This window comes from Brumimicrobium sp., from assembly GCA_023957385.1.
In the GTDB taxonomy this organism is placed as follows: Bacteria; Bacteroidota; Bacteroidia; order Flavobacteriales_D; family Crocinitomicaceae; genus Brumimicrobium.
The window spans coordinates 296,034-319,238 of sequence record JAMLGZ010000001.1 but is presented as its reverse complement, the minus strand read 5'-3'; the positions used below and the strand labels follow the sequence as shown (position 1 = coordinate 319,238).

Below are 23,205 nucleotides of genomic sequence, written 5' to 3'. Positions count from 1 at the left end.
TTTTCCCAAAAGAATAGTTAATTATTGGATTCCTATCCTGTATTTTAAAAAATGTTCGTCGATACTTTTAAGCGTGAATTTTAATTTTAGTTGGATTTTCTTCGATGAATATCTATTTTGAATAGATGAAAAATAAAATAGTTTTTTTTAAGATTCTATCATTCTTATACGGACCATTTTCACCCGCTCAAATTATATCTTAAAAAGTTTTTGTGATCTAGAAATTAACTCTACATTTGTATCAAGTAGTAGTAGGTTAGGTTGATTAGTGTGATAAGAGCTTGAAACGCCCGTTTCGAGCTCTTATTTTTTTATCTACTTTTTAATCCCATATAAACACGAGATTTTCACTACTTTTGTTTCTCAGGTGAAATAAGATTTATGAAAAACATATCCCAAATCAAGCAAACTATTCTTGGAATCCAATCAGAGGAAGATTTCAATCAACAAGCGCTTGATACTTTCCATTTTCAATTCAATCATATTCCAATATATCATCAATTTTGTGTATCGCTTCACAAGACAAATCCACAGCATTATACCGAGATTCCTTTTTTACCTATTTCTTTCTTTAAGACACATGCTATTTATCCAGATACATTGAAGCAGCCTTCGCTTGTTTTTAAGAGTTCCGGAACAACACAAAGCGGGCAACGGAGTCAACATTATATAACCTACCCAGAATTATATGAGGCTTCTTTTGTACCCACGTTTACAAGTCAAATTGCTTCTCCCTCAAACGCTATTATTTTTGCGCTGTTACCAAATTACTTAGAACAAGGAAATTCATCCTTAGTCTATATGGTAGATTTTCTAATTAAACAGACAAAGCACCCATTATCAGGTTTCTATTTAAATAATTACAGTGATTTGCTACAAGCTATTCAAGAAGCGAAACAATTAGATAAAGAAATCATACTTTTTGGAGTTTCGTATGCCTTACTTGACTTAATAGATTTACAGGCTGATTTAAGGGATATTAAAATTATAGAAACTGGAGGCATGAAGGGGCGACGAAAAGAAATGACCAAGGATGAACTTCATGATACGCTTAAAAAGGGGTTTAATGTAAAGCATATCTATTCTGAATATGGAATGACCGAACTACTTTCTCAGGCTTATTTAACAGTTGAATCTTATTTTCATACTCCACCTTGGATGAGGATTCTTATTCGTGATATTAATGACCCACTTCAAGTTATAGATGATCACAAAACAGGAGGAATTAATGTGATAGATTTAGCTAATTATTATAGCTGCTCCTTTATTGCGACCGATGATTTAGGTCAAACGAACGGAGCTCAATTTAAAGTCCTGGGAAGATTTGATAACAGCGATATCCGAGGCTGTAATTTATTGATTGGATAAGCTATTCCTTTTCTAATTTTCCAATAAATTGGCTTAAATCAATATTGGCTAAAGATTCTGTCTCAGCATTCTTAAAGTAATTAATGATAGCTTCTTTCATTAAATGTTGCTGTTGACCTTCATCCAAAGGAGGTAATTCACCCACAAACTCAAAGTGAGGCCAATTATCTTTATCTCGTCCAATGAATTTATAAAACCCATAAGGCTCCAACACCGAACAAACACCAATGTGCATGAGTTCGAGTTTTTGTCTTTTAGAAAATTTATCCCAGCCTTTGCCAAGTTCTTGTACCCCAATCAGGAAGACTACTCCCTGTAAATCCAACCCTCCTCCAAATTGCTCTTCCAATTTTTTAAGGAGTTCTTTAAATTTTATTTCGATGGCATAATCATGCCCTAATTTACTTTTCATATTGCAAATTTACATATTCTTAGGAGAATGTATTTTTATTTGAATGAAAAGGAGATTCTAATTTAACTGCGGAGGGCGGGGAGGTTTTGTGAAACACATTGGCATATAGCGAACATAGGGTACTTTGCTATGTGTTCTATGTTCATTTCAACAAGTTCAATGCAGGTCTATGTGTTTGATTATTTGGTAAGCACACAGGAGGGGAAAGATTTTGAAACACATAGGCACATAGGGAACATAGGGGAACGCAAAGTGCGTGGATTGATTTATTATTCTAACTAAACCTGTTACTATCAATTTTTCTAAATGAGAAGCGGTACCCTTCGAAAACAGCAAAGGCATAAAATATCAAATCTATTGGTAATATATGGTTGTTAGCTAGGATATTATCTAAATCCATACTTCTCTACTGTTTTTAAGTTAAGTTTCGCTAAATACTTGTTTCTATCTGTTAGGGTCATCTTGCCTTCTAAAAGGTCAACCATAAAACGATATTTATACGCATCAAGTCTTTTATTTTTTTTGTCCCATTGTACGATTCTTTCAATCAGGTCAATCGTTATTTCAACTTCTTCGCTTTTTTTATTCTCGTCCTCAATAAAGAAACCATCCATGTCAAAAAATAACTCTGGATTAATCTCTGCAACAATATTAAGAATGGTCTCTCCTTGATTTCTTTCTATGTCTGTAATTGTTCTATTGTTTCTAATTTTACTGCTTAAAGTAGAAGCCATATCATACTGATATTGGGAAAGATTTTGAGTCTCTCTTCCCCAGTCTTCTATTTTCTTCCAAGTTTTTACGTGTATTGATTTTAATCTATTCAATGAAGCTTCATTTTCAGCTTTTTGAGTTTCATCCTCAGTTAGCTTTTTTCTTTTTTCAGTCAATTTATTTTCCAAGTCGGATTTTAAACTTTCAAGGTCAATCTCAAAACTTTCATTTTTAATTGTATTCCAACATTCCTCTTTTTTTGCCCACTCTCCATATAAAGAGCCAGGGGCTTTAGTTTTGATGTAATCCTCTATTTTAGACATTACCTCGTGTAATTTAGACTTTAAAGTATCACTTAGCGATTGATGTTTCCAGATTTTGTATAAATCAAGTTTGTAGTTCAATTTATAACCTAACCAAGCTAATGAATAAGGAACTGTTATATAACGCATATCTCCAATTGCGTTCGGTTTTACACCATATACCTTTTCAGCAGATGAAAATAAAATAGCTTTTGCAATAGCATCTTCAAACCAAATATTGTCTGGCTTAAAACTGAAATTATAATTCAGAAATTGAGCGTAATTTTTCTGACTTCCTCTAACAACAATATGAGGTCCAATTACTAACTTTTTACCATTATATACTTCCTCGTATGAGTTGATAAACTTTGCCAAAGATTCTTTAGTGAACATCTGACTTCTTGGATTCTGCTTGTCAAATTGTTTTCGCTTTGATGGTGTAATACCAAATCGAATTCTTTCATTTTTGTACTGACCTCTTGAACGCTCAAAAAACCAACGTGTTTGAGTAGTTTCTCCTGAAATTGGCGGTGCCCAAATAGTCCGTGAAAGTTTTTCAATTAAAACGTGATTTTCTTTGTTAGAACTTAAATCAGAAGCAGAAACTCTATTTTGAGTGTTAGCATATTCTGCAATACGACCAACTATTTCAGAAAAATTCTCTCTGTTTTTTACAATAGTAAGTTTAACAGGAACAAACACATTGCTTATATCGACTTTATCTTTTTTCCAAGTATGATAAACTGACGCTGTAGTTTGACCACCATTTACAATTTGAAAATCCTTTACTTGGGCAATAGCTTTACCTTGATTGTTTGGCAAATCTGTAATGGTAACTTCTTCGGCAGTAGCTGCGATACCATTATTAAATGCCATAAACATATGCTGCTCTTTCAGAATAGTATTTCGAATTCCTTTATTTATTTTACCTGTGAATTGAAGAAATGAACGAACATTTTGCTCTAGAAGTCTCGCCCCATATTGTTCATAAATATCTGCTAAGGCAAGACCTGGGATAATCGCAAGCCAAGATTGATAATCAGAATTTTCGCTTTCATTGACAATACAAGGCACTTTATATCCAGCTAGTTCAAAGTTAATTTCAATAGGTACTCTGGATTTATCAGAAAGATTGAAAAGGTAGTTTATATCAATTGTTCTGTAAAAAATAGTATAACCAGCTATTGTATCAGAAATTTTCACATCTGATTTTACCTCACCATTTGTTATTAAAAATATATTTACTCTGGTTAGATATTCTTTAACCTCTGGAACATTCGCTAGAGTTTGAGCAAGATCAAATATTTCAGAACTTTCCTCTATTTCGTTCACATAATCCTTGTAAATTGCATTTCTAAAGAAATTAACTGCTCTTTCAATTGTTTTGTCTGCATCACCCTTTGTAACACTTTGAATGGTGGAATCACCATTGTATATAGTTACAAACAAATCAAGTGTTTCGTAATTTTCATAAAGAGAGTAGCCATTAATTTTATGTTCAACACCTCTTTTACTAATCTTTTCATCAAAGCAAACACGATAATTTTCTGTTTCCCTGCTTCGGATAAATACGATAGTGCTAACTCTGTAAAAATCTGTTCTGGATTTGTTCCTTCTTCCTCAGAGATAAGACTTGCGTTAATTTCTTCCTGAATGTCTATATAGAACTTTTGTAATTCTTTGTTTTCCATAAAAATGTTATTGTATTTCTCCCAAAAGAGTTTGGTGGTTAATTCTCCATTCCTCTGATTCCGATAGAACAATAGAATATCTCACATCTCCAACACCGATAGGGATTTGATTTTCAGTTATTCTTGGGAAATTACCCGTAACTCGGTATATATTTTCTTGACGAATAGTGTAACCTCTCTCATCATAAAGAGGTTTGTGAATATCATAATATCCAGATTCCAATAATTTCAGCTTAAATAAGTTGGAAGCCATTGTGTTATCATTCAATAATTCCGAAACAGCGTCAATTAGTATATTCAATGATTCACCGTTTCCCACTCTTACATCTAGCGAAAGATGAAATAAAAATATTTTTTCAATGATGGAATCGTCTAACTGTCTTTCACTCGTGATATGAATTTTTTGATGATTGTTACCGTGTGTAGTTTTTACTTCAACTGCCCAGTTTGAGTATTGAAAATCTTGAATAGACTTTTCTGGGCCAAGCCAAGATTTAATACAATAGTTTTTATCCGAATTATTAGTCAAGAAAAATCGTAAAAAATAAATTTCACCGTAAAGCCCCCTTTGTGCTTCGTCTGATAAACCTTGTTTACCAACCTTTTCAAACAAAGACTGCCATTTAGCCAAACGCTCCAATAGTTTTTCTACTAAGGTTTGTTCTGTGGACACGTCTGATACTCCAAATATCAAATCTTCGCAAAGCGTAGAGAAAATATCTTTGTGCTGTTTGTTTAGTAAAAGAATTAATAAAAATTTCTTCGATTTATCTCTTTCATCTGGTAGCGTTTCAATCTTGATGTCTTTGAGTTTATTCCATTGGTTTTCATCAAATGGGAATGCTGCACTTATTCTAAATGCAATGCACCTTAATTTTTCTGGAGCTTTTAATGCAACAAAAACATCAGGCAGTACCTCTGCCGAATACCTCTTATAAAGTAAACCTGAATGATTGGAAGTATCACTCTCTAATCCAACCCAAATATTTTCAATCTTCGTCATCTCCATAATCTTCAAAATCTTCTTCAACCACATCAAATCTGTCTAGTAACTCCTCATTGACAGCATAAGATACTGGTGCGTTAAAATTACTTTTTGGGAAACTTATTGCATAGCCCACAAAAGGATTTGTACCTTTTGGTAAACGATATTCCTCAAGACTTTCATCCGGGTCGAGAAGATAGATAAGTAAAAGTGGCTTTTTAGGATCTCTTATATTATTCCTTACTTCAAGACCATTAGGGTATTGAGGCTCTCCGGGTTTCTTTCTCTTCTTAATTGTTAATTCCATAGCCGAATTATACTCATCTTCATTTAAATCAATGAATTCATCTGATGGACTTATGATATGAGATTTCTTCAAATAGTAAATTTGTTCACTTGAATTCTTATCATCTTCTGTCCTTTTCCATTGACCGATTGAAACAGTATTATTACTAACGATAAAATGGGAGTTGTTTTTAGCATTTGGTTTTGACATTAAGGCAACTCTCCAATCGGTTAGTTCTCCATTTCGCAATTGAGTAGTAATAAACTGAATTATTTTCCTAGGTTCTGCTTTTTTAAGGTTTTCAACGGATTGAATTCCATCAAAAAAGTTGATGACTTGTTCAGCTGGGATATCATACCAAACAAAAGCATTTGGTTTAGGAACAAAATTAGCTGGTAACCCTGATATAAATTTTTGAGTGTTCCTAAGGTTATTGTCAATAGTCGAAATATCTTTTTTAAACTCGTAAGATTCGACCAATCTACCTGCCCAGGAAATTTGAACCGTAATTGCCGAACGCATTTTATTAGTTGCTGAGATTTGAAGAACTCCAGGGTGTGTTCTAACTTTTAGAGCATATTGTTCTGGCGTTGAACCTGCTACATCAGACATATAATCAAACTCTTCTCTTAGTTCTTCAGAGGCTTGTGTTATATGGCAGAACCACTCATTCAATTCTCGACTTGTAAAAAGCCTGCATAAGTCAACATATCCACCCCTATAACCAAACCAACGTCCCATTTGCATAAGTGTATCATACATTCTAGAGGCTCTTAAATAGTAACTAATTGAAAGTCCTTCTAAAGTCAAACCTCTTGAAAGTTTATTACCACCAACTGCAATTACTGACAGTCCATTTTTGTGGTCGAAATAGTCTAATGCTTCTCCTGAACCTCCGTGAATAGCTTTAACTTCAATACGTGATGCAGCATCATTCAAATGCTGTAGAACTTCACTCCATTTATGAACCTGAATTTGAGAATCTAAATTTTTGAGTTCTGAATCTAGTATTTGCTTTGAAACCGATACATAAGACTTGAAACCATTATCGTCTTGTTCAAATGTTGATTTTAATTCATCCAATATTACTGCATCATTTTGGTCGATTCCTCTTCGGTAATAAATGAATTGATTGGAAACTAATTCTGCGATATGGTCTTGCCAACGCATAAAACGGGAAACGTGGATAAGCATTGAGTTATGAACCGTTGTTTGCCCTCTTAATCTTCTTATTGCACAAGTGATTATAAAACAGCGAATAGCCCTTTTTAAAGATTCAGGTAAAGTTGATGGTAATTGATCATCCTTTTTATGTCTATCAGGAACAAATCCACTGTAGTCATTTATCCTGTTTACTATAGGTAAAACTGTATTTGAAGCCTCATCTTCTTCCAACGGACTAAATCCAAATACTTTTTCTGGCCCTATATAGTTAGAAGGAGCTGGGATATTTTTTATAAAGTTCCTTGGGAATAAATTTTGGTCATCCAGCGGAATAAAAATGTTGGCAAAAGGAGTAGCTGTATAACCAACATAAGCATTCTTCCCAAATAGATTTAGTATTTGTGTAATCCAGCCATTGATAGAACTTTGTCTTTCAGGGTCATTTGAAATGTTAATTGAAGCATTGTCTGCTTCGTCATCTATAAGTAAGAGTGATTTATTACGAATTACACGTCCTAATTCATTGTCTTCATTTGCTTGAGCTGCAAGCCATTGATATATTCTTCTGAGTACGTGAGGATTTTTCTTTATTACTGCAACAATTGGTTCAGAAGTATTGAAGTTTAAACCTAGGGCATTTGCCGCACCTTGAGTAAAATCACCTTTTTCAATGCTAGAAGTTAAAGAATGAGCAACAATAGGCGAACCAAAGTAGGGGTCACCAACACCTATTTGAATACTTCTTTGGTCAAAAGCTCTTGTATGTTGCGTATCAAATCCTAAAAAACTTTCGTCAATTCTAAGTTGCGTTTGGCTTCTTAAATTATTATGAATTCCTGCCATAATAATTATTAATTTGAATCCAGAATCGGCAGCTTTACATACGAGACCAGTATAATTTGCTGTTTTTCCTGATTGAACTTGGCCAACAACTAAACCTTTCTTATTTATCGTGATTTTTAGTGCTGGATCAAATAAATTATCAAGAATGCTGGAATATTGAATCTAAATGAAATTCAATAAAATCTTTTTTGGGATAATATTTGGGTGGAAGTATTATCGCCTTATTTTCAAGATGTGAAAAATATTGCTGATAGTATGGCTTTGCTATATTCTGTTTAAGTTTATCGGAAACAATTATTTTATAATCCAAATTCAATCCAATTAGACCTTTATCAAAGGTCCTATCATATAATGAAGACAGACAAATTCCGTTTTCAGGATTTAATCTTTCCTTTTCATTTTTAGACCAAGGAACTATATGACTTGCAACTAGCAATTCAGGTATATCAATACCTGAAATTGCACATTTACTGGAATAATTTGCAAGAACAATTTGACGGAAAACATTTTGATTAACTCTAACTTTAACCTCTCTTATTTTTGATTCTCCAACTAGGTTTTCAGTACCAATAAGTATTTCAGCATACTTATTATCAATTGGGTTTAACTCTCTTTCGGCTAGAATATTTTCACTTTCAAAAAGTAATTCGTCCTTATTATCTATGAATTCTTGCCATATTGGTTCAACCTGTTTTTTGCCCCCGGGCAATCCTCCAATACCTCTATTTTGATGATAAGGGTCAACACTTGCAAAATTCACCAAACGCATAGCAATTGAACTAGGTGTTCTACCAATTAGATTTGCTAAATGAATTACTTCTGGTGTTCTGGAATGCATTTTTCCAAAAGGCAACTTCAGATATAAATTCAAGGCGAGTATTAATTCTTCCCGAGTCCAATTTTGTCTTTTCATAAACTTACAAATTTCCCGTTTTCAAAATATTGCAAATCAGTACATCCAAATTCGCTTCCAAAAAAGTCTAAAGGTTCGAAAGAATCATTTCTGGTAGATAAACCTTCAAAATAGATATTTCTATCCCCATCAAGTAATCTAAACTTGTATTTGAACTTGTATGAGACTTCTTTTTTCTGATTTAAAATGAAATCAACAGGAAAATCATTTATTAGTAAATGGTCGATATGTGTAATTCTATAATCCATTTGTAAATTATTATGCAGCTGTTCTATTAATCCCTTCCTTTTCTCCTTCAAAATAATAGTCATCTGGAAAAGATTGTAGTCGTGCAGCTTCTCTTACGCTGATTGATCTATTTTGCTTACTATCAGGATGAATGTAATAATGACCGTCTTTGGCAATATGAGCAACTACTGTTTGCGAGTAGGGTAAGTCAGAAGCTACCACTTTAAATCTGTCAAAAAATGAAGTCCGATTTTGATGGGTCTTTAATCTTTCTGGTAAATCATTGTAGTTTAATCGTTCTTGCTTTTTATCCCATTTCTGAACGGCAATTTTATAAATTTCTTTATCTTGCTCTCTATGCGGTCTTGCAATATGTTGGGTTAAAATATCAATACCATTGCGTAAAGCGTGAGATTTTAAGTATTCCGTTGTTTTAGTTTTGTATTTTAAAAATCTGTCTACACCTTCACCAGCTTTTATCACAGGCAAATCTTCCAATAAATCTTTAACTAAATAATTATTTTTAATTGCAATTTCTTCCAGATTTGGTATACTAATCTTTTTATTTTTTTGCCAACCTAGTATGATAATTCGTTTTCTGTTTTGCAATACTCCAAAGTTTCTAGCTTCTAGCGTGTACAGTTTTATTTGATAGCCTTTTTTGTTAAAAATCTTTTCCATCTCTTGAAGATAGTGACCACCTTTAGCAGACTTTAAGCCCAATACATTTTCGAAAACGAACATTTTAGGTTTATATCTTTCTAAATATCCAGCATATTGAATAAAGAGATAATTTCTTGGGTCACCTTCCATTTTAGTTTTAGACCGTGACCGTCCAACCAATGAATATGCCTGGCAAGGAGGTCCGCCAATAATTAAATCAACCTTTCTTTTTCCTAGGCTTTTCTTTATTTGCTGGTGTATAGTTTCATTGTGTTCATCTCCAATTGGAAGGTTAATAACAGAGTCCAAAATGTCTTTTGGCACACTTAAATATAATTGCTCACGAGTTATTTCTCCTTTAAGATAAGAAATGTAAATTTTATAGTTGTTGGTAGCTTTTAAGTAATGGTAAGCTGCTCTTGTTCTTAGAGTATTACAAGCAGAATTTTCAATTTCAACGTGAGCAATAGGCTCAAAACCAGCTTGGATAAATCCTTCTGAAAGTCCTCCTGCTCCTGCAAATAAGTCTATGAAATTGTATGTCATTGTAATTTTTTTCTTTGGTTCAAATATACATGTTTATACTATACGTTTACAAAAAAAAAATAGACTCTTTTGATTGCGAAGTGGTCGTCCGTGAATTGTAACAAGCAAAAAGTGCTCAAATGTGAAGTTGGAATTTTATTTACAGTCGTTGTTTTTTATGCTGGGCGGTAACTTCCTCCCATCCCTCCAACACACCCACCCCACTTCCCTCTCCCAAATATAAAAAACTCCTTGAATTATTCAAATCCAAGGAGTTAAAATATAATGAATTGTTTATGAGTCTTTTAATTCAACTGCTCTACTAATTGAGCTTGGAGTTGCCTCTCTCTGACTTTGGCTTTGAGTTTTTTACGGCGTTTTCTTCTGAAAATGTTTAAGAAACTATCAACGACGTAATAAAAACAAGGAACAACCACTAAGGTCATGATTAAAGAACTGGTTAGACCACCAATTAATACCCAAGCCATGCCGGACTTTACCTCAGCTCCAGATCCTTTGGCTAAGGCCATAGGCATCATTCCCAATATCATGGCGATGGTAGTCATTAAGATGGGACGGAAACGCTCTCTACCTCCGTCGATGATGGCTTCAATAAGTCCTGCTCCTTCCGATTTACGCTGATTGGTAAAATCGACTAATAAAATACCGTTTTTCGTTACCAAGCCGACCAACATAATCATACCAATCATGGAGAAAATAGTTAATTCGTTCATGGTTAGAGCAAGTGCTAAGAAAGCGCCCACCACTGCCAAAGGCATCGCCATCATAACTACGAATGGATATATCGCATTTTCATACAGTGCTACCATAATCAGATATACTAGCAAAACACCTATTAAGAGAGCTTGTAATAAACTCTTAAAAGCATCGCCCTGGTCTTCTACCTCTCCTGTAAATTTCCAAGTAACACCTGCTGGGAAATGCATCTCTTCCAAGACATCGGAGATTTCACCTCCTACGGTTCCGGTAGAACGTCCTTGTACGTTTCCTTGTACAGTAATCGAAGATAAGCGGTCGTTTCGTTCCAACACAGTTTCTCCCATGGTTTCACGAATATCTGCAAATTGACCGAGTGTGAATTTGTTTCCTTGGTCGTCGGTAAATATCAGATTTTTAACATCCTCAATACTTTTCTTGTTGGATTCACTGTTTTCAACCATGATGTCATATTCCTGACCACGATATCTGTATTTAGCTTGGTCATTTCCTCTAAAAGAGATTCCTAAAGCCATACCTACATCACTGGAACGTACACCAAAAGCGGCCATTTTTTCTCTGTCCAAACTCACCTTGATTTGAGGTTTTGGATCCTTGGTACTAAACTTAGGATACACAACTCCTGCCGTATTTTTAAATACGTCCATTACTTGATTGGCTGCTACACGAACGCTATCTCGATCCGTTCCTTTAAGGATGAGCTGAAGAGCTGCACGACCCGCACCACCAATCATACTGATAGGTGCTACCGTTACTTTAACCCCCGGAATCTGCGCAATTTCATCTTTGATTTGTTCTCCAATCTCAATATCCGTTAGTTTACGCTCTAGTTTATCAGTTAATTTAACCGTGATTTCAGATGCATTCCCACTACTGCTGGACGAAACTTCACTTCCTGTGGAAACACCCACGTTAGAGAATACTGTAATTACATCCGGGTATTTCATGATGATTTTTTCGGCTTTTTGTGTCACTTCATTGGTCTGATATAAAGTGGCCGATGGGTCGAGTTCCAAACTCACAATAAATTCACCTCTATCTCCCTGACTAATAAATGCTCCTCCGATAAATCCAGTCATAGGTAAGCTAATTGCTCCTACCATCAAGGCAAAAGTGCCCAAGAAAACCCATTTTTTATGAGATAATGCCCATTTTAAGATTTGGGTATATCCATCTCTTGCTTTGTTGATGATATTCTCAAAACCTTTATTCATAGAGCTCCACCAACCTACTTTACTTAAATCTGGAAGTCTTCCCCAACGAGATGAAAGAAGTGGAGTCAATGTAAAACATACAATCAAACTCATAAAAGTGGAGAATACAACAGTCATGGAAAACTCACGAATTACTCCTCCAATCATTCCTGAAACCATTGACATTGGAAGGAAAACAACTAAGTCAACCATTGTAATGGAAATAGCTGTCCAACCAATTTCATAACGTCCGTCCACTGTAGCTTTTCGACGATTTTTACCCATCTCCATGTGGCGCATGATATTTTCCAAAATTACAATGGAGTCGTCCACCAAGATACCAACCACTAATGACATCGCCATCAAAGTCATCAAGTTAAGCGACATTCCAAATAAATACATTCCAATAAAAGTTGGAATAATGGAAGCGGGTAATGCCACTAATACGAAGGCTGCATTTCTTAAACTATGTAAGAAGAAAAGCATTACTATTGAGACAATTAGGATGGCTAACATCAAGTCTTTCATTACCTCATTCGCCGACTTCAACGTATAGGTAGATTGATCGGATGCAATTTTAAATTCAAGTCCAATTTGTTTATATTGTTCCGTCAAAGAAGCAATTCGCTCTTTGGTTAGATTACTTACCTCAACGGCATTGGCATCGGTTTGTTTTTGTACTTGAACTCCAATGGCTGGTAGTCCATTAATATGGTTTAATTTGGTTGGTTCCACACTGCCCTCCACCACAGAAGCAACATCTTTAAGATAGATTTTACTTCCTTGAGGAGTTTGCATGATTATTAAATCCTGTAATTGTGCTGCTGAAGTATATTTCGAGTCAAAATCAATGGAGAATTCATCCTTTAATGTTTTCACGCTACCGGCAGGAGTGGACATGCTAGCAGCCATGATAAGATTGCTTACTTGAGAAATAGAAAGTCCATAAAACTCTAATCTATCTTTATCTACTCTAACCTTAATTTGACGTTCATTCCCACCAATCAGTGTAACCTGACCAACTCCTTTAATATTGGATAGTTGTGGTTTAATCTGCTGGTCAACAATATCAAATAAATCTACACCATCCGCATCTGCCGTTACACTCAATCGCAATACTGGGATATCATCCGAAGAGAATTTATTGATAATTGGTGCATCAATTCCATCGGGTAACAAAGGTGCAATCTGACTAATTTTACGTTGCGCGTCAGTTTGTGATTTATCCGCATCAATTCCATTTTTAAACTCTACTACCACGATTGAAGCGCTCTCCATAGAACTTGAGTGAATCTTGCTAATTCCTTCCAAAGAAGAAACAGCATCTTCAATTCGTTTGGTAACGTTATTTTCAATCTCATCTGGAGAAGCTCCACGATATGAAGTTACCACAGTAATAACTGGAAAATCCATCTTTGGTAGTAAGTTATAATTTAAATTATTATAACTAAATAATCCAAAGAAGATTAATACTAGGAACATTACTACGATGAGTAAAGGTCTTTTTAATGCGAGTTCCGTTAATTGTTTCATCTTAAAGTTTTATTGTAATTGCTAACCGTATTAATTTGTCAGAATCTACTATTTATCAATGCGTTTATTCTCAATTTATTTCTCAATTGGATTTAGAAGTGTCCCGTTGGAAATATTTACCAATCCACTAACCACTACTTTTTCACCCACTTGAATTCCTTCGATAACTTCTATATCATTTCCATAGGAAGAACCTACAGTAATTGTACGTTGTTCAGCATGATTATCTTTTACAACATAAACCATAGGTTTATCTAGACTTTCAATTAAAGCAGATTTAGGTATCAATAAAATCTCTTTTTCAGTATGACGTTGGAAATCTACATAGGCAAAACTTCCTGCTTTCAACAAATGATCATCCTTGTTTTCAAGTGTTACTTCCACTTTATAATTGTGTACGGCATCTCCACTGCTACTGATAAAACTAATTTTTCCATCAAATTGAACACCTGGATATACATCCGTAGTAATCGTTACAGGGGCGTCCTTTTTTAAACTATACACTTCACTTTCGCTAACCATAACACCTACCTTAAGGCGATTTACCTGCACCATTTGTCCCAACACAGAACCTGGTCCAACAAACTCACCAGCTTCTTTAAGCTTTAAGATAATTTGTCCGCTAATTGGAGCTTTTACTTGATTATCCGCAATTTGTTTTTGGAGCTGTTTAATTTGATTCTCGGAATTTTCGTAATTCAGTTTCACATTTTGATAATCCTGTTCAGTTACAGCCTTTCCTTCGTATAAAGCCTTAAAGCGATTATATTCGGTTTGCGCTTGATTTCTTGCAATCTCAGCAGCTTCTAAATGAATTTGCATCAACTCTACATCTACCGTTGCTAATACAGCACCTTGTTGTACGATATCTCCTAATTCGAAATTAACAGAAGCTAATTTTCCTCCACCAACAGCTGAAATATCAGCGCTTTTGAAAGGTAAAAGCGTTCCGCTCTTCACCAAATTATTATCTGGAACAGTCAGTTTAGTGGTAATGATATTTACAGGAATAGCAACATCTGTATTGTCTACCATTTGTTTCTTGGAATCAATTTTCTTTTTATTTGCTACTAATTTGATTGTTATTCCAGCAGCAACTAAACTAATAAATACGATAAGGATAATTTTATTTTTCATCTTGAAAGGGTATTTTCTGTTTTATAGAGATTTATAATATTCTTGGAGTGTTCCATTTGCTTTATGTACCGATAAATCGGCGATGTAGTATTTCAACAAGGAGTTAATATAGTTGTTATGTGCCTCCTTATAGGAAAGTTCTGCATTTAATAAGTCACTCAACGTTGCAACACCTTGTTGATATTGGAGTGTTGTATTGTCATAAACTTCTTGTGCTAATTCTAAGTTTTCTTTGTTTGTAAGCATCATACGTTGCGCCTCATTGGATTGTGATTCTGCATTCTTGTATTGTAACTGCATCAAAGAACCATTCAATTCATAATTTAATTTGGTGTTGGTGAGTTCTATGCTGGCTTGTTTATATTGGGAATTACGACGTAATCCTGTAAAAATATTCCAAGATAATTGGAGTCCCATTGCGGAATAATCTAGAATTGGATTATACAAATCTGGAAATTTCTGAGCCATGGTGTTTGCACCATAACGTGCGTACAAAGACAAAGTAGGAATAATTTGGTAACGAATAGATTTTCGATTGATGTCCAATAACTCCATTTGAAGTTGTTGCATTTTTCCTTCTAAGGTATTCTCATAATTAAATGCAGCATATTCTTGCAAAGTAGGTTTATTCTCAATCCAAGTATTGATATCTGTCAGCTCAATAGGCGCATTGATGTCCAATCCCATATTAACTTTGAGTGAACTTTCAGCAATGGCAATGTTATTTTCCAAATTAGAGATTTGAGAAAGTACATTATTGAGATTAACGCGTACTTGGGATACGTCTACTTTTTTGGCAACTCCTTGGTTTGATTGTAATTCTACAATGCGGAGTATCTCTTCTAAACGCTCTTTATTGCTTTGCAACAACTCTAAACTCTTTTGAGCTACGAGTAATTGAAAGTACGAAGAAGCAACATTATAAATAATCGTTTCATTATTTTGCTCTCCTTGCATGATGGTTAAATTCTTTTTCTTTTTAACACCATCAATACCTGAAATCATGGATTGATTATAAATGACCTGCGTAGCAGTTGCGGTAACAGCCGAGTTCCATTTAGAACCAAAAGCTACACGTTGCTCAGGGCTTCCTGGGAAGAAAGTTCCTTCGGGAATTACGGTTTGTTGCAATTTAATGTTATCATCCAAACTAGCATTTAAGCTAACTTGAGGGAGATAATTGGATAAATACTCACGCACCTCGTACTTGGATTGATCAACCATATTGGCATATACCTCAGCAGATATATGATGAGATAAACCATATTCAATACTCGACTTTAAGGAGAATGATGAAGGAGCTTTCTCTTGACTATAACTTATTGTAAGAAAAGAGGAAGCAAACACTACTACTATAAACTTAATTTTTTTCATGATTGACATATCAACTATTTGCAATTTCTTCTAACTTTTCGGTGGCATTTTTTAATGCCGCAATTAATTCTTCTTTAGGTGCATCAGTGATGGCTTTTGCTATTTCATCTTCAATCACTTTAACTGAATCTACGATTTGTAGAGCAACAAAATTCCCTGTATCACTTAAGCTAACTAGTTTTTTTCGAGAATCTGTTGGATCTTTTTTATAGAAGATAAGCCCTTTACTCTCCAAAAAAGTAGTTGTTCTATGAACAGAAGATTTATCGCGTTTTATAAATTCAGCAATTTCCTGCTGAGTTAGATCTCCATATACATAAAGCGACATTAGGACAGGCATCTGCTCCATCTTAATAGGTATGGAATAATCATCGATACGTTTATTAGCCAATCTAAAAATAGCCATGTGCGTCTGACGCATATGAAATATCAAGGAATTATCCGTAATATTATTCAATACTTCCTTATTTATTTCTTTACATTTGGGCATAATTTTCAAAAATTTTGGGGCAAAGATATATATTAGTTGACATATCAACTATATAATTTGTTAAATTTTTTGAAAATTCTAACTCTTGACCCATTCTGCCATTGGTAAAGTGCTACAACCATTTATAAAATAATGCTGATTTTCATTCAATTATTCTCGGCTAGGCTTGATATTCTGTCATTCAATGCATACTTTTAAAAAAATTAATATCCGTTATGAGAAGATTTGTTTTAGTTGCTTGCTCTCTTTTATTTGTAGGATTATTTTCTTGCACGAAAGATTGGAGGTATGAATGTGTTGTTTCTGGTGGTATAGGTTCATCCAATCAGAGTCATGTTAAAATAATTAAAGACAGTAAAAAGAAAGATGCTAAGTCAGCATGCGATGAATTTGGAGAACAATCCAAAACAACATCCTCTTCTCCATTTGGCGATTTAGGAGATTTATTTGGAAATTTCGGTGGTGGGATGAGCGATAGTCTAGGAATGGACGGACTCGGAGACTTATTAGGAGGAGGATCTCAAAATAAAACGGCGGAATGTATTCTACAACCGGGAGTTTGATAGTGGAGAGTGTAAAATTGAGAGTTGAAAGTTAAAATTAACTCTCAACTTTCAACTCTCAATTTTCAACTAATAAACTCCCAGCCTATCATTGCTAACTTCCGTGTTGTTCCCCACATATAACCACCAATCCCACCGCCTGATTGGAATACGCGATGGCATGGAATAATATACGTTACGGGATTATCACCGATGGCTGTCCCTACTGGACGAGCAGCCGACGGTTTATGAAGTGCATTGGCAATAGTTTGATAGGAACTTAATTTACCAAAGGGAATTTTCACCAATTCTTTCCAAACAGCCAATTGAAAATCGGTTCCTTTGATGTGTAAATAGATAGATTCTTCAGAGATTCGTTGCGGGTCAAAACACGCCATCGCTTGGGTTTGGAAGGAAGTTGTTTGTTCGCTGATTATTGCACTCGGAAATTCTTCTTTTAAGGCTGTTAGACCTTCTTCTTTGTCGTCTATAAACACCATGTAACACAGTCCTTTAGATGTCGATGCTAAAAGTAATTCTCCAAATAGACATTTGGCAAAAGAATAGGCTATTTGAAAGTCCGATTGATGCATCTCTTCTGGAGTTAATCGCTGGATATTTACATTAAAAAGAAGCGCTGGTTGAGGAGTCGTTTGGAATAAGTTGGGAGTTTCTCCTTTGAGTTCGCTTAGAATTCTACCTTTACTCATGCTATAAAAGAAGTCATCGGCAGAGACATTCGCCCATTGATGAAGAATTGCTTTTTCTTCTGAACTCAGCGAAAAATGTTGTTCTTGATACCTCTCAATAAGATGGAAAACTTGTTTATAGAGATGGATAGAGTGATTCATTCTATTTTTCTCTGCTTGTGGTGTATTCTACAAGCATAATTAAGGATTGTTTACTCGGAGAATCAGGAATAGGCGCTAATAATTCCATGGCTTCTTCCTTTAGTTTCATCATTTGCTCGTATGCATATTGGATTCCACCATTTTCGATAACCAACTGAATTGCACGTTTAACTTTTCGAGGATTTTCGTTGTAACGTTTTACAATATTAATGAGTTCAGCTCTCGTTTTAGCATCCACGTGATTGAGCGTATAGATAAGTGGTAAAGTCATTTTTTGTTCACGGATATCGTTTCCGGTTGGTTTTCCAATTTTATCGGGAGAACCATAATCAAAAATATCATCTTTAATCTGAAAAGCTAAGCCCACCTTCTCACCAAATGCACGCATGCGTTCTGCTTCATCTTCTCTATCTACTGATACCGCACCTGCTTCACAACAAGTAGCAATCAAAGAAGCCGTTTTTTGACGAATCACTTCAAAATAGGTGGCTTCATCTATATCTAATTTACGTGCTTTTTCAATTTGTAAAAGTTCTCCTTCACTCATTTCACGCACTGCACGGGCAACAATTTCCAGCGATCTATATTTCCCTTGTTCAATGCTTAATAATAGAACCTTAGAAAGTAAGAAATCACCTACAAGCACAGCAATTTTATTTTTCCAAATAGCATTGATAGAAAAGAATCCTCTTCGTTCATCGGCATCATCCACTACATCATCATGTACTAAGGTGGCCGTATGCAATAACTCAATCAAGGAAGCAGAAACGTAAGTACTTTCATTCACATTCCCAAGCATTTTTGCTGTGAGGAATACAAACATCGGGCGCATTTGCTTCCCTTTTCGCTTGATAATATAATGCGTGATTTTATCTAAAAGCGGCACCTTAGAGCGCATACTCTCTTTGAAATGTGCTTCAAATTTTTCGAGTTCCTCAGTAACAGGAGCTTTGATGTCGCTTACCTTTATCATAGTACAAATATAGAAATAATGTCAGCCCTCCCTACGATTTTCTATCGAAAAACATTTGGGTTGACAATTTTAATTACAATCTATCATTTCATTATGTTTTGTAGCTATAAAAGATTATTTTTACCCTGTATTAGTATTTAAACCAAAACCATGCGTATTTTTTTCGGTATATTATTAACCCCTATCTACTATCTATTAATTGGACTCAGTCTTTTAGTCTTTCATCCTATACAATGGATATGTCTCAAATTATTTGGTTACAAAGCCCATAAGGCGAGTGTGGATGCATTAAATTTTTGTTTAACCTATTCGACAGTTGCTTTATTCAATTTTCCTGTAGTAAAGAACAACTTTGAGATTCCAAAAAACAAGCCTGTTATTTTTGTTTCTAACCATCAGAGTCTATTCGATATACCTGGGTTAATCTATTTTTTTAGAAAATATCATGGGAAATTTATTTCTAAAATTGAATTATTAAAGGCAAAAATACCAAGCATCTCGTTTAATCTTCGTCATGGTGGTGGAGCGAATATCGATCGTAAAGACCCTGAACAATCTAAAAACGAAATTCATCGATTTGCCGAACGCATGAAGGAAAGAAATTGGTCAGCCTTTATTTTCCCTGAAGGTACGCGAACCAAAACTGGTAAAATGAAAGAATTTAAAGTCGGAGGAATTGCTTCCATCATTTCTGTCATTCCCGATATTACAATTGTTCCAATTTGTATCAATGGTTCATTTAAAATGATAAGCAAAGGACAGTTTCCGTTAATTCCCTTTCATAAGCTAAGCTGGGAAGTATTACAACCTGTTTCTGCAGAAGGTAGAGATATTGAAGAATTAATTCAAGAAGTAGAGAACGCGATACGATTAAAATTGAGAGATTGAGGGGAAGTGACTAAAAGTAACTTGATGTAACAAATGGGTTGTAAATTGGATTACTTTTGGTATAACATATAAATAAGTTGAACTAAACCGACCAAGTCGGTAATTCCCAAAACATTCCATAACTTTTAGATTTCATTTTAAAAATCAAAAAGTTATGGAGAATAAATTTTCCCCAGCCATAGCGCTGTTAAAACGAGAAATGGAGATACGCAATTACAGCGATTGCTCTGTGAGAAGCTACTGTGAGACGATGCAGGTCTTCGAGTCGTATGCAAACAAGACCTTGGATAAACTGACCAGCGAGGATTTGAAACAATACTTGCATCATTTAGTAAAGTCAAAAAAAGTTTCGCCATCTTATATCAATCAAAAGATTAGTGCGTTTAAAATCTACACCGAAGATGTATTAAAAAAAGAATGGGAACCCATTGCAATAAAACGTCCTAGATTGCCGCGAGAACTACCCGAAATTATTTCCTTGGAAGAAGTTAAATTGATGATTGAGCGTACTCAAAACATCAAACATCGGGTGATGATTATGACCATGTACACGGCAGGATTGCGCAAAATGGAATTATTGCAGTTAAAACCGAAGGACATTGACTCAGAAAACGGTTTTATTATCGTGCGTCAAGGTAAAGGAAAGAAAGACCGAAGAACGATTCTTTCAAAGCAAACCCTAGAGGAATTACGCTATTATTACAAGTGTTTTAGACCAAAAGTTTACTTGTTTGAACCAAATGGGCATCCAGGGAAGAAGATGAGTGTCCGAACTTTTGATAAAGTAATTCATGATGCTGCACAAAGAGCGGGCATCAAAAGAAGAGTAACCCCTCATTTGCTACGACATAGTTTTGCTACCCATCTCTTGGACAAAGGAATTAACCTAAAGATTATTCAATCTTTTATGGGGCATAGTTCTATCCGAACTACTTCGATTTACCTGCATCTTTCAAATGCTAGCTTAAAAAACATTGTCTCACCTTTTGATGATCTTCGCTTATGAAAACAAAGCAAAATAAACGACAAAAAGTAGAGTTGTCCGATATTTTTAGTGAAGTACTCAACAAAGGACTGAATCTGAATGACTTGCATCCTTTTCAAGAAAAAGCATTTCAGGCTATTTTAGCTTGTCGAACAGTAAAACTAGGAGGACATGTTGCAGAGTGCAATCACTGTCATCATTACAGAAACGCCTACAACTCATGTAGAGACAGACATTGCCCGAAGTGTCAAATGACACGAAAAATACAGTGGGTGGATAAACTGAAAAGCAATTTACCAGAAGTGAAGCATTTTCATTTGGTTTTTACCATTCCAGAATCACTCAACAAGTTGTTTTACATCAATCAGCGCATTGCTTATGATAGTTTGTTTAAGGCTGCCAGTCAAGCACTTATGCAATGCGGAGAAAACAACGAGTATCTTGGTGCTAAAATGGGAGGCGTAGCAGTGCTACACACCTGGGGACAAACTATGTCCTACCACCCACACATTCACATGATTGTTCCCTCGGGAGGTTTAACAGAAGACGGCTTTGAATGGGTGCCATCCCATAAAAAGTTCTTTCTGCCAGTGAAAGTTTTAAGTGCTATTTTTCGAGGACTATTGATGAAAACGTTAGAAAAAGAGTATGCTATCGGCAAATTAAAGCTGCCGGATGATATTCAAAATTTTAAGCAAATTAAAGATACTTGTTATCAGAAAAAGTGGGTTGTTTACAGTGAAAAACCTTTTACTACTCCTGATAACATCATCAAATATCTTGGCAATTACACACATCGAGTTGCGATTTCCAATCAACGAATTATCAGTCATAAAAATGGGAAAGTCACTTTTTATTACAAAAACTACAAGAAAGCAGGACTTAAAAGTGTAATGACATTGGATGAATCAGAATTTGTCCGACGATTTTTACAGCACATTCTGCCTTCAGGTCTTTGCAAGGTAAGGTACATTGGTTTTTTAGCTTTGCGACATCTAAAAGAAAACGTAGAGTTATGTGCCACCATAAACAAAAGTGAACGTTTCTTTCCGAAGTATGAAGGCTTAAATGCCTATGAGGTATATCGAGAAATCAAACAGCAAGATCCTTTGCTATGCCCGAAGTGTAAGAAGGGGCACATGGTCATTCGAAAGCCGATAGAAAGGGCGCCTTCGTGACAGTATATTTAGTGAAACGCTCTTTGACTCAAGATAGTTTTTTTTTTAAAACGGGACAAAACCGTAACGGGATAGGTATGTCTTATCGGTAACATATTGTAAAAATAAACGATATGAATGAATGGGGTTTATTCTTTTCAGAGCCCAAAAAAGCAATTAAAAACGCTTTTTCATCATCGAAATATTATTCGAGAGAATACCATGCCCATAGCTCCTAAAACCATCTCAAGCTCAATTATTACTCAGGCTTCGTTCAACTTCATTGTATCATCAATTTTCTTTATTTTAGCTTTATTGGCTTCATTTTCAAAAAAATGGGGATGGGTATTTTTTGTTCCTGATTTTATGTATATTTGAAAGAAAAATAACGATACAATCGTATAGAGTTGTGCGACACCCTATTTGAACGGACGGTTTCAAAACAAACTGAATAACTAAAAGACAGAAATGGCAATAAACTTTAGAAAAAGAAAAAAAGTATTACCCGGAGTTTATCTCAATTTTAGCAAAAAAGGAATCAGCACAACGGTTGGACCAAGAGGTGCAAATATCAACTTTGGCAAAAAAGGAGCGTATCTGAATACAGGAATACCCGGGACTGGACTTTATTCCCGAAAAAAAATCGGAGGAGGAAATGGTAACAATCCCAATTTTACGCCTACTAATAATTTCACATCAAATCCAAACACAATAAAAGCGCATAAAACCAAAACAGCCACAATTCTATTGGCTCTATTTTTAGGCACATTTGGAGTACATCGTTTTTATCTCGGACAATACTGGAGAGGTATTTTTTATGTTTTATTTTTCTGGACTTGGATACCTACATTTATTTCTTGGATTGATGTCATCATTTTTGGAGTAATGTCGCAAGACAAATTTGACGAAAAATATAATGGCATCAATATAATACCCATTCAAAAAAAACCTAATAATCTATCTACAACAACAAAGCACTTTACAACAACATCAATTCCGACAAGCCAAAGCTTAGAAGAATTGAAAAAACACATTGAAGAAGCAAGGCAAGAAAGACAGGAGTTAGAAGCAGAAATTAAACAACAACAAGTTGCGACAAGACGATTAGAAAGTAATCTCAAAAGCAAACAAAGCGGCATTGGTAAAATGTTTGCAAAGAAAAAAAACGTAACGCAACTTGAAACCCAAGTAAAAGAAGCTAACGAATACTTGACCGACCTTTACAGTCAATATGAAGAAAGTCAGGCAGA

20 protein-coding genes and 1 pseudogene are annotated in these 23,205 nt (G+C 34.9%); 7 read left to right on the top strand and 14 right to left on the bottom strand.

Going from position 1 to position 23,205, the window contains the following annotated elements; translation table 11 throughout:
• Positions 1-381: 381 nt before the first annotated feature.
• Positions 382-1,368, top strand: coding sequence for an acyl transferase (locus M9897_01380; GenBank protein ID MCO5267530.1), 987 nt, complete (start codon positions 382-384; stop codon positions 1,366-1,368).
• Between the two features lies 1 nt (position 1,369).
• Here M9897_01380 and M9897_01375 read toward each other — a convergent pair whose 3' ends face one another.
• The 12 genes from M9897_01375 to M9897_01320 all read right to left on the bottom strand — a co-directional run bounded on the left by M9897_01375 (position 1,370) and on the right by M9897_01320 (position 16,559).
• Positions 1,370-1,780 carry a hypothetical protein gene (locus M9897_01375; GenBank protein MCO5267529.1) on the bottom strand — a complete coding sequence of 137 codons (411 nt, stop codon included), beginning with the start codon at positions 1,778-1,780 and terminating at the stop codon, positions 1,370-1,372.
• A gap of 386 nt (positions 1,781-2,166) precedes the next feature.
• Entirely contained in the window at positions 2,167-4,245 is a 2,079-nt protein-coding gene (locus tag M9897_01370; GenBank protein ID MCO5267528.1) for an AIPR family protein, read from the bottom strand.
• The gene (locus M9897_01365; GenBank protein MCO5267527.1) at positions 4,236-4,487 is read right to left on the bottom strand and encodes a hypothetical protein; all 252 of its coding nucleotides are present in this window, start codon (positions 4,485-4,487) and stop codon (positions 4,236-4,238) included. The genes M9897_01370 and M9897_01365 overlap by 10 nt, the downstream gene beginning before the upstream one ends.
• Positions 4,488-4,494: 7 nt before the next feature.
• Complete coding sequence (locus M9897_01360) at positions 4,495-5,490, bottom strand: PD-(D/E)XK motif protein (protein MCO5267526.1); 996 nt, start codon at positions 5,488-5,490, stop codon at positions 4,495-4,497.
• The gene (locus M9897_01355; GenBank protein ID MCO5267525.1) at positions 5,477-7,765 is read right to left on the bottom strand and encodes a Z1 domain-containing protein; all 2,289 of its coding nucleotides are present in this window, start codon (positions 7,763-7,765) and stop codon (positions 5,477-5,479) included. Before M9897_01355 ends, M9897_01360 begins: the two co-directional genes overlap by 14 nt.
• A gap of 139 nt (positions 7,766-7,904) precedes the next feature.
• The gene (locus M9897_01350; protein ID MCO5267524.1) at positions 7,905-8,678 is read right to left on the bottom strand and encodes an HNH endonuclease; all 774 of its coding nucleotides are present in this window, start codon (positions 8,676-8,678) and stop codon (positions 7,905-7,907) included.
• Positions 8,675-8,926: a hypothetical protein gene (locus tag M9897_01345; GenBank protein ID MCO5267523.1), complete on the bottom strand. Its 252-nt coding sequence runs from the start codon at positions 8,924-8,926 to the stop codon at positions 8,675-8,677. The genes M9897_01350 and M9897_01345 overlap by 4 nt, the downstream gene beginning before the upstream one ends.
• Before the next feature lie 10 nt (positions 8,927-8,936).
• Positions 8,937-10,115: a DNA cytosine methyltransferase gene (locus tag M9897_01340; GenBank protein ID MCO5267522.1), complete on the bottom strand. Its 1,179-nt coding sequence runs from the start codon at positions 10,113-10,115 to the stop codon at positions 8,937-8,939.
• A 284-nt stretch (positions 10,116-10,399) separates the two neighbouring features.
• A complete protein-coding gene (locus M9897_01335) occupies positions 10,400-13,558 on the bottom strand; it encodes an efflux RND transporter permease subunit (GenBank protein MCO5267521.1) in 3,159 nt (1,052 codons plus the stop codon).
• A gap of 75 nt (positions 13,559-13,633) precedes the next feature.
• Positions 13,634-14,695: an efflux RND transporter periplasmic adaptor subunit gene (locus M9897_01330; GenBank protein MCO5267520.1), complete on the bottom strand. Its 1,062-nt coding sequence runs from the start codon at positions 14,693-14,695 to the stop codon at positions 13,634-13,636.
• 21 nt (positions 14,696-14,716) lie between these two features.
• Entirely contained in the window at positions 14,717-16,069 is a 1,353-nt protein-coding gene (locus tag M9897_01325; GenBank protein ID MCO5267519.1) for a TolC family protein, read from the bottom strand.
• A gap of 10 nt (positions 16,070-16,079) precedes the next feature.
• On the bottom strand, positions 16,080-16,559 hold the full coding sequence (locus M9897_01320) for a MarR family winged helix-turn-helix transcriptional regulator (protein ID MCO5267518.1): 480 nt from the start codon (positions 16,557-16,559) through the stop codon (positions 16,080-16,082).
• A gap of 215 nt (positions 16,560-16,774) precedes the next feature.
• Between M9897_01320 and M9897_01315 the strand changes: the two genes are divergently transcribed.
• Entirely contained in the window at positions 16,775-17,122 is a 348-nt protein-coding gene (locus M9897_01315; GenBank protein MCO5267517.1) for a hypothetical protein, read from the top strand.
• Between the two features lie 65 nt (positions 17,123-17,187).
• Here M9897_01315 and M9897_01310 read toward each other — a convergent pair whose 3' ends face one another.
• Positions 17,188-17,952 carry a methylated-DNA--[protein]-cysteine S-methyltransferase gene (locus M9897_01310; protein MCO5267516.1) on the bottom strand — a complete coding sequence of 255 codons (765 nt, stop codon included), beginning with the start codon at positions 17,950-17,952 and terminating at the stop codon, positions 17,188-17,190.
• A gap of 1 nt (position 17,953) precedes the next feature.
• Positions 17,954-18,925, bottom strand: a complete 972-nt coding sequence (locus M9897_01305) for a polyprenyl synthetase family protein (GenBank protein ID MCO5267515.1) — start codon at positions 18,923-18,925, stop codon at positions 17,954-17,956.
• Between the two features lie 150 nt (positions 18,926-19,075).
• On the opposite strand from M9897_01305, the gene M9897_01300 reads away from it, so the two are divergent.
• From M9897_01300 to M9897_01280, 5 genes and pseudogenes are all read left to right on the top strand, one after another.
• On the top strand, positions 19,076-19,813 hold the full coding sequence (locus M9897_01300) for a 1-acyl-sn-glycerol-3-phosphate acyltransferase (GenBank protein ID MCO5267514.1): 738 nt from the start codon (positions 19,076-19,078) through the stop codon (positions 19,811-19,813).
• A gap of 154 nt (positions 19,814-19,967) precedes the next feature.
• Positions 19,968-20,819, top strand: coding sequence for a site-specific integrase (locus M9897_01295; GenBank protein MCO5267513.1), 852 nt, complete (start codon positions 19,968-19,970; stop codon positions 20,817-20,819).
• The gene (locus M9897_01290; GenBank protein ID MCO5267512.1) at positions 20,816-21,976 is read left to right on the top strand and encodes an IS91 family transposase; all 1,161 of its coding nucleotides are present in this window, start codon (positions 20,816-20,818) and stop codon (positions 21,974-21,976) included. Before M9897_01295 ends, M9897_01290 begins: the two co-directional genes overlap by 4 nt.
• Before the next feature lie 117 nt (positions 21,977-22,093).
• On the top strand, positions 22,094-22,333 hold the full coding sequence (locus M9897_01285) for a hypothetical protein (protein ID MCO5267511.1): 240 nt from the start codon (positions 22,094-22,096) through the stop codon (positions 22,331-22,333).
• Between the two features lie 90 nt (positions 22,334-22,423).
• Positions 22,424-22,768: pseudogene (locus M9897_01280) on the top strand (DUF4236 domain-containing protein).
• Positions 22,769-23,205: the final 437 nt, after the last annotated feature.

Excerpts from the sequence above, each read along its gene's own strand:
- M9897_01285 (MCO5267511.1), top strand. The coding sequence starts at position 22,094 with ATGAATGGGGTTTATTCTTTTCAGAGCCCAAAAAAGCAATTAAAAACG.
- M9897_01340 (MCO5267522.1), bottom strand. The coding sequence starts at position 10,115 with ATGACATACAATTTCATAGACTTATTTGCAGGAGCAGGAGGACTTTCA.
- M9897_01300 (MCO5267514.1), top strand. The coding sequence starts at position 19,076 with ATGCGTATTTTTTTCGGTATATTATTAACCCCTATCTACTATCTATTA.
- M9897_01335 (MCO5267521.1), bottom strand. The coding sequence starts at position 13,558 with ATGAAACAATTAACGGAACTCGCATTAAAAAGACCTTTACTCATCGTA.
- M9897_01325 (MCO5267519.1), bottom strand. The coding sequence starts at position 16,069 with ATGAAAAAAATTAAGTTTATAGTAGTAGTGTTTGCTTCCTCTTTTCTT.
- M9897_01380 (MCO5267530.1), top strand. The coding sequence starts at position 382 with ATGAAAAACATATCCCAAATCAAGCAAACTATTCTTGGAATCCAATCA.
- M9897_01290 (MCO5267512.1), top strand. The coding sequence starts at position 20,816 with ATGAAAACAAAGCAAAATAAACGACAAAAAGTAGAGTTGTCCGATATT.
- M9897_01315 (MCO5267517.1), top strand. The coding sequence starts at position 16,775 with ATGAGAAGATTTGTTTTAGTTGCTTGCTCTCTTTTATTTGTAGGATTA.
- M9897_01350 (MCO5267524.1), bottom strand. The coding sequence starts at position 8,678 with ATGAAAAGACAAAATTGGACTCGGGAAGAATTAATACTCGCCTTGAAT.
- M9897_01305 (MCO5267515.1), bottom strand. The coding sequence starts at position 18,925 with ATGATAAAGGTAAGCGACATCAAAGCTCCTGTTACTGAGGAACTCGAA.
- M9897_01355 (MCO5267525.1), bottom strand. The coding sequence starts at position 7,765 with ATGGCAGGAATTCATAATAATTTAAGAAGCCAAACGCAACTTAGAATT.
- M9897_01330 (MCO5267520.1), bottom strand. The coding sequence starts at position 14,695 with ATGAAAAATAAAATTATCCTTATCGTATTTATTAGTTTAGTTGCTGCT.
- M9897_01375 (MCO5267529.1), bottom strand. The coding sequence starts at position 1,780 with ATGAAAAGTAAATTAGGGCATGATTATGCCATCGAAATAAAATTTAAA.
- M9897_01365 (MCO5267527.1), bottom strand. The coding sequence starts at position 4,487 with ATGGAAAACAAAGAATTACAAAAGTTCTATATAGACATTCAGGAAGAA.
- M9897_01360 (MCO5267526.1), bottom strand. The coding sequence starts at position 5,490 with ATGACGAAGATTGAAAATATTTGGGTTGGATTAGAGAGTGATACTTCC.
- M9897_01310 (MCO5267516.1), bottom strand. The coding sequence starts at position 17,952 with ATGAATCACTCTATCCATCTCTATAAACAAGTTTTCCATCTTATTGAG.
- M9897_01295 (MCO5267513.1), top strand. The coding sequence starts at position 19,968 with ATGGAGAATAAATTTTCCCCAGCCATAGCGCTGTTAAAACGAGAAATG.
- M9897_01345 (MCO5267523.1), bottom strand. The coding sequence starts at position 8,926 with ATGGATTATAGAATTACACATATCGACCATTTACTAATAAATGATTTT.
- M9897_01320 (MCO5267518.1), bottom strand. The coding sequence starts at position 16,559 with ATGCCCAAATGTAAAGAAATAAATAAGGAAGTATTGAATAATATTACG.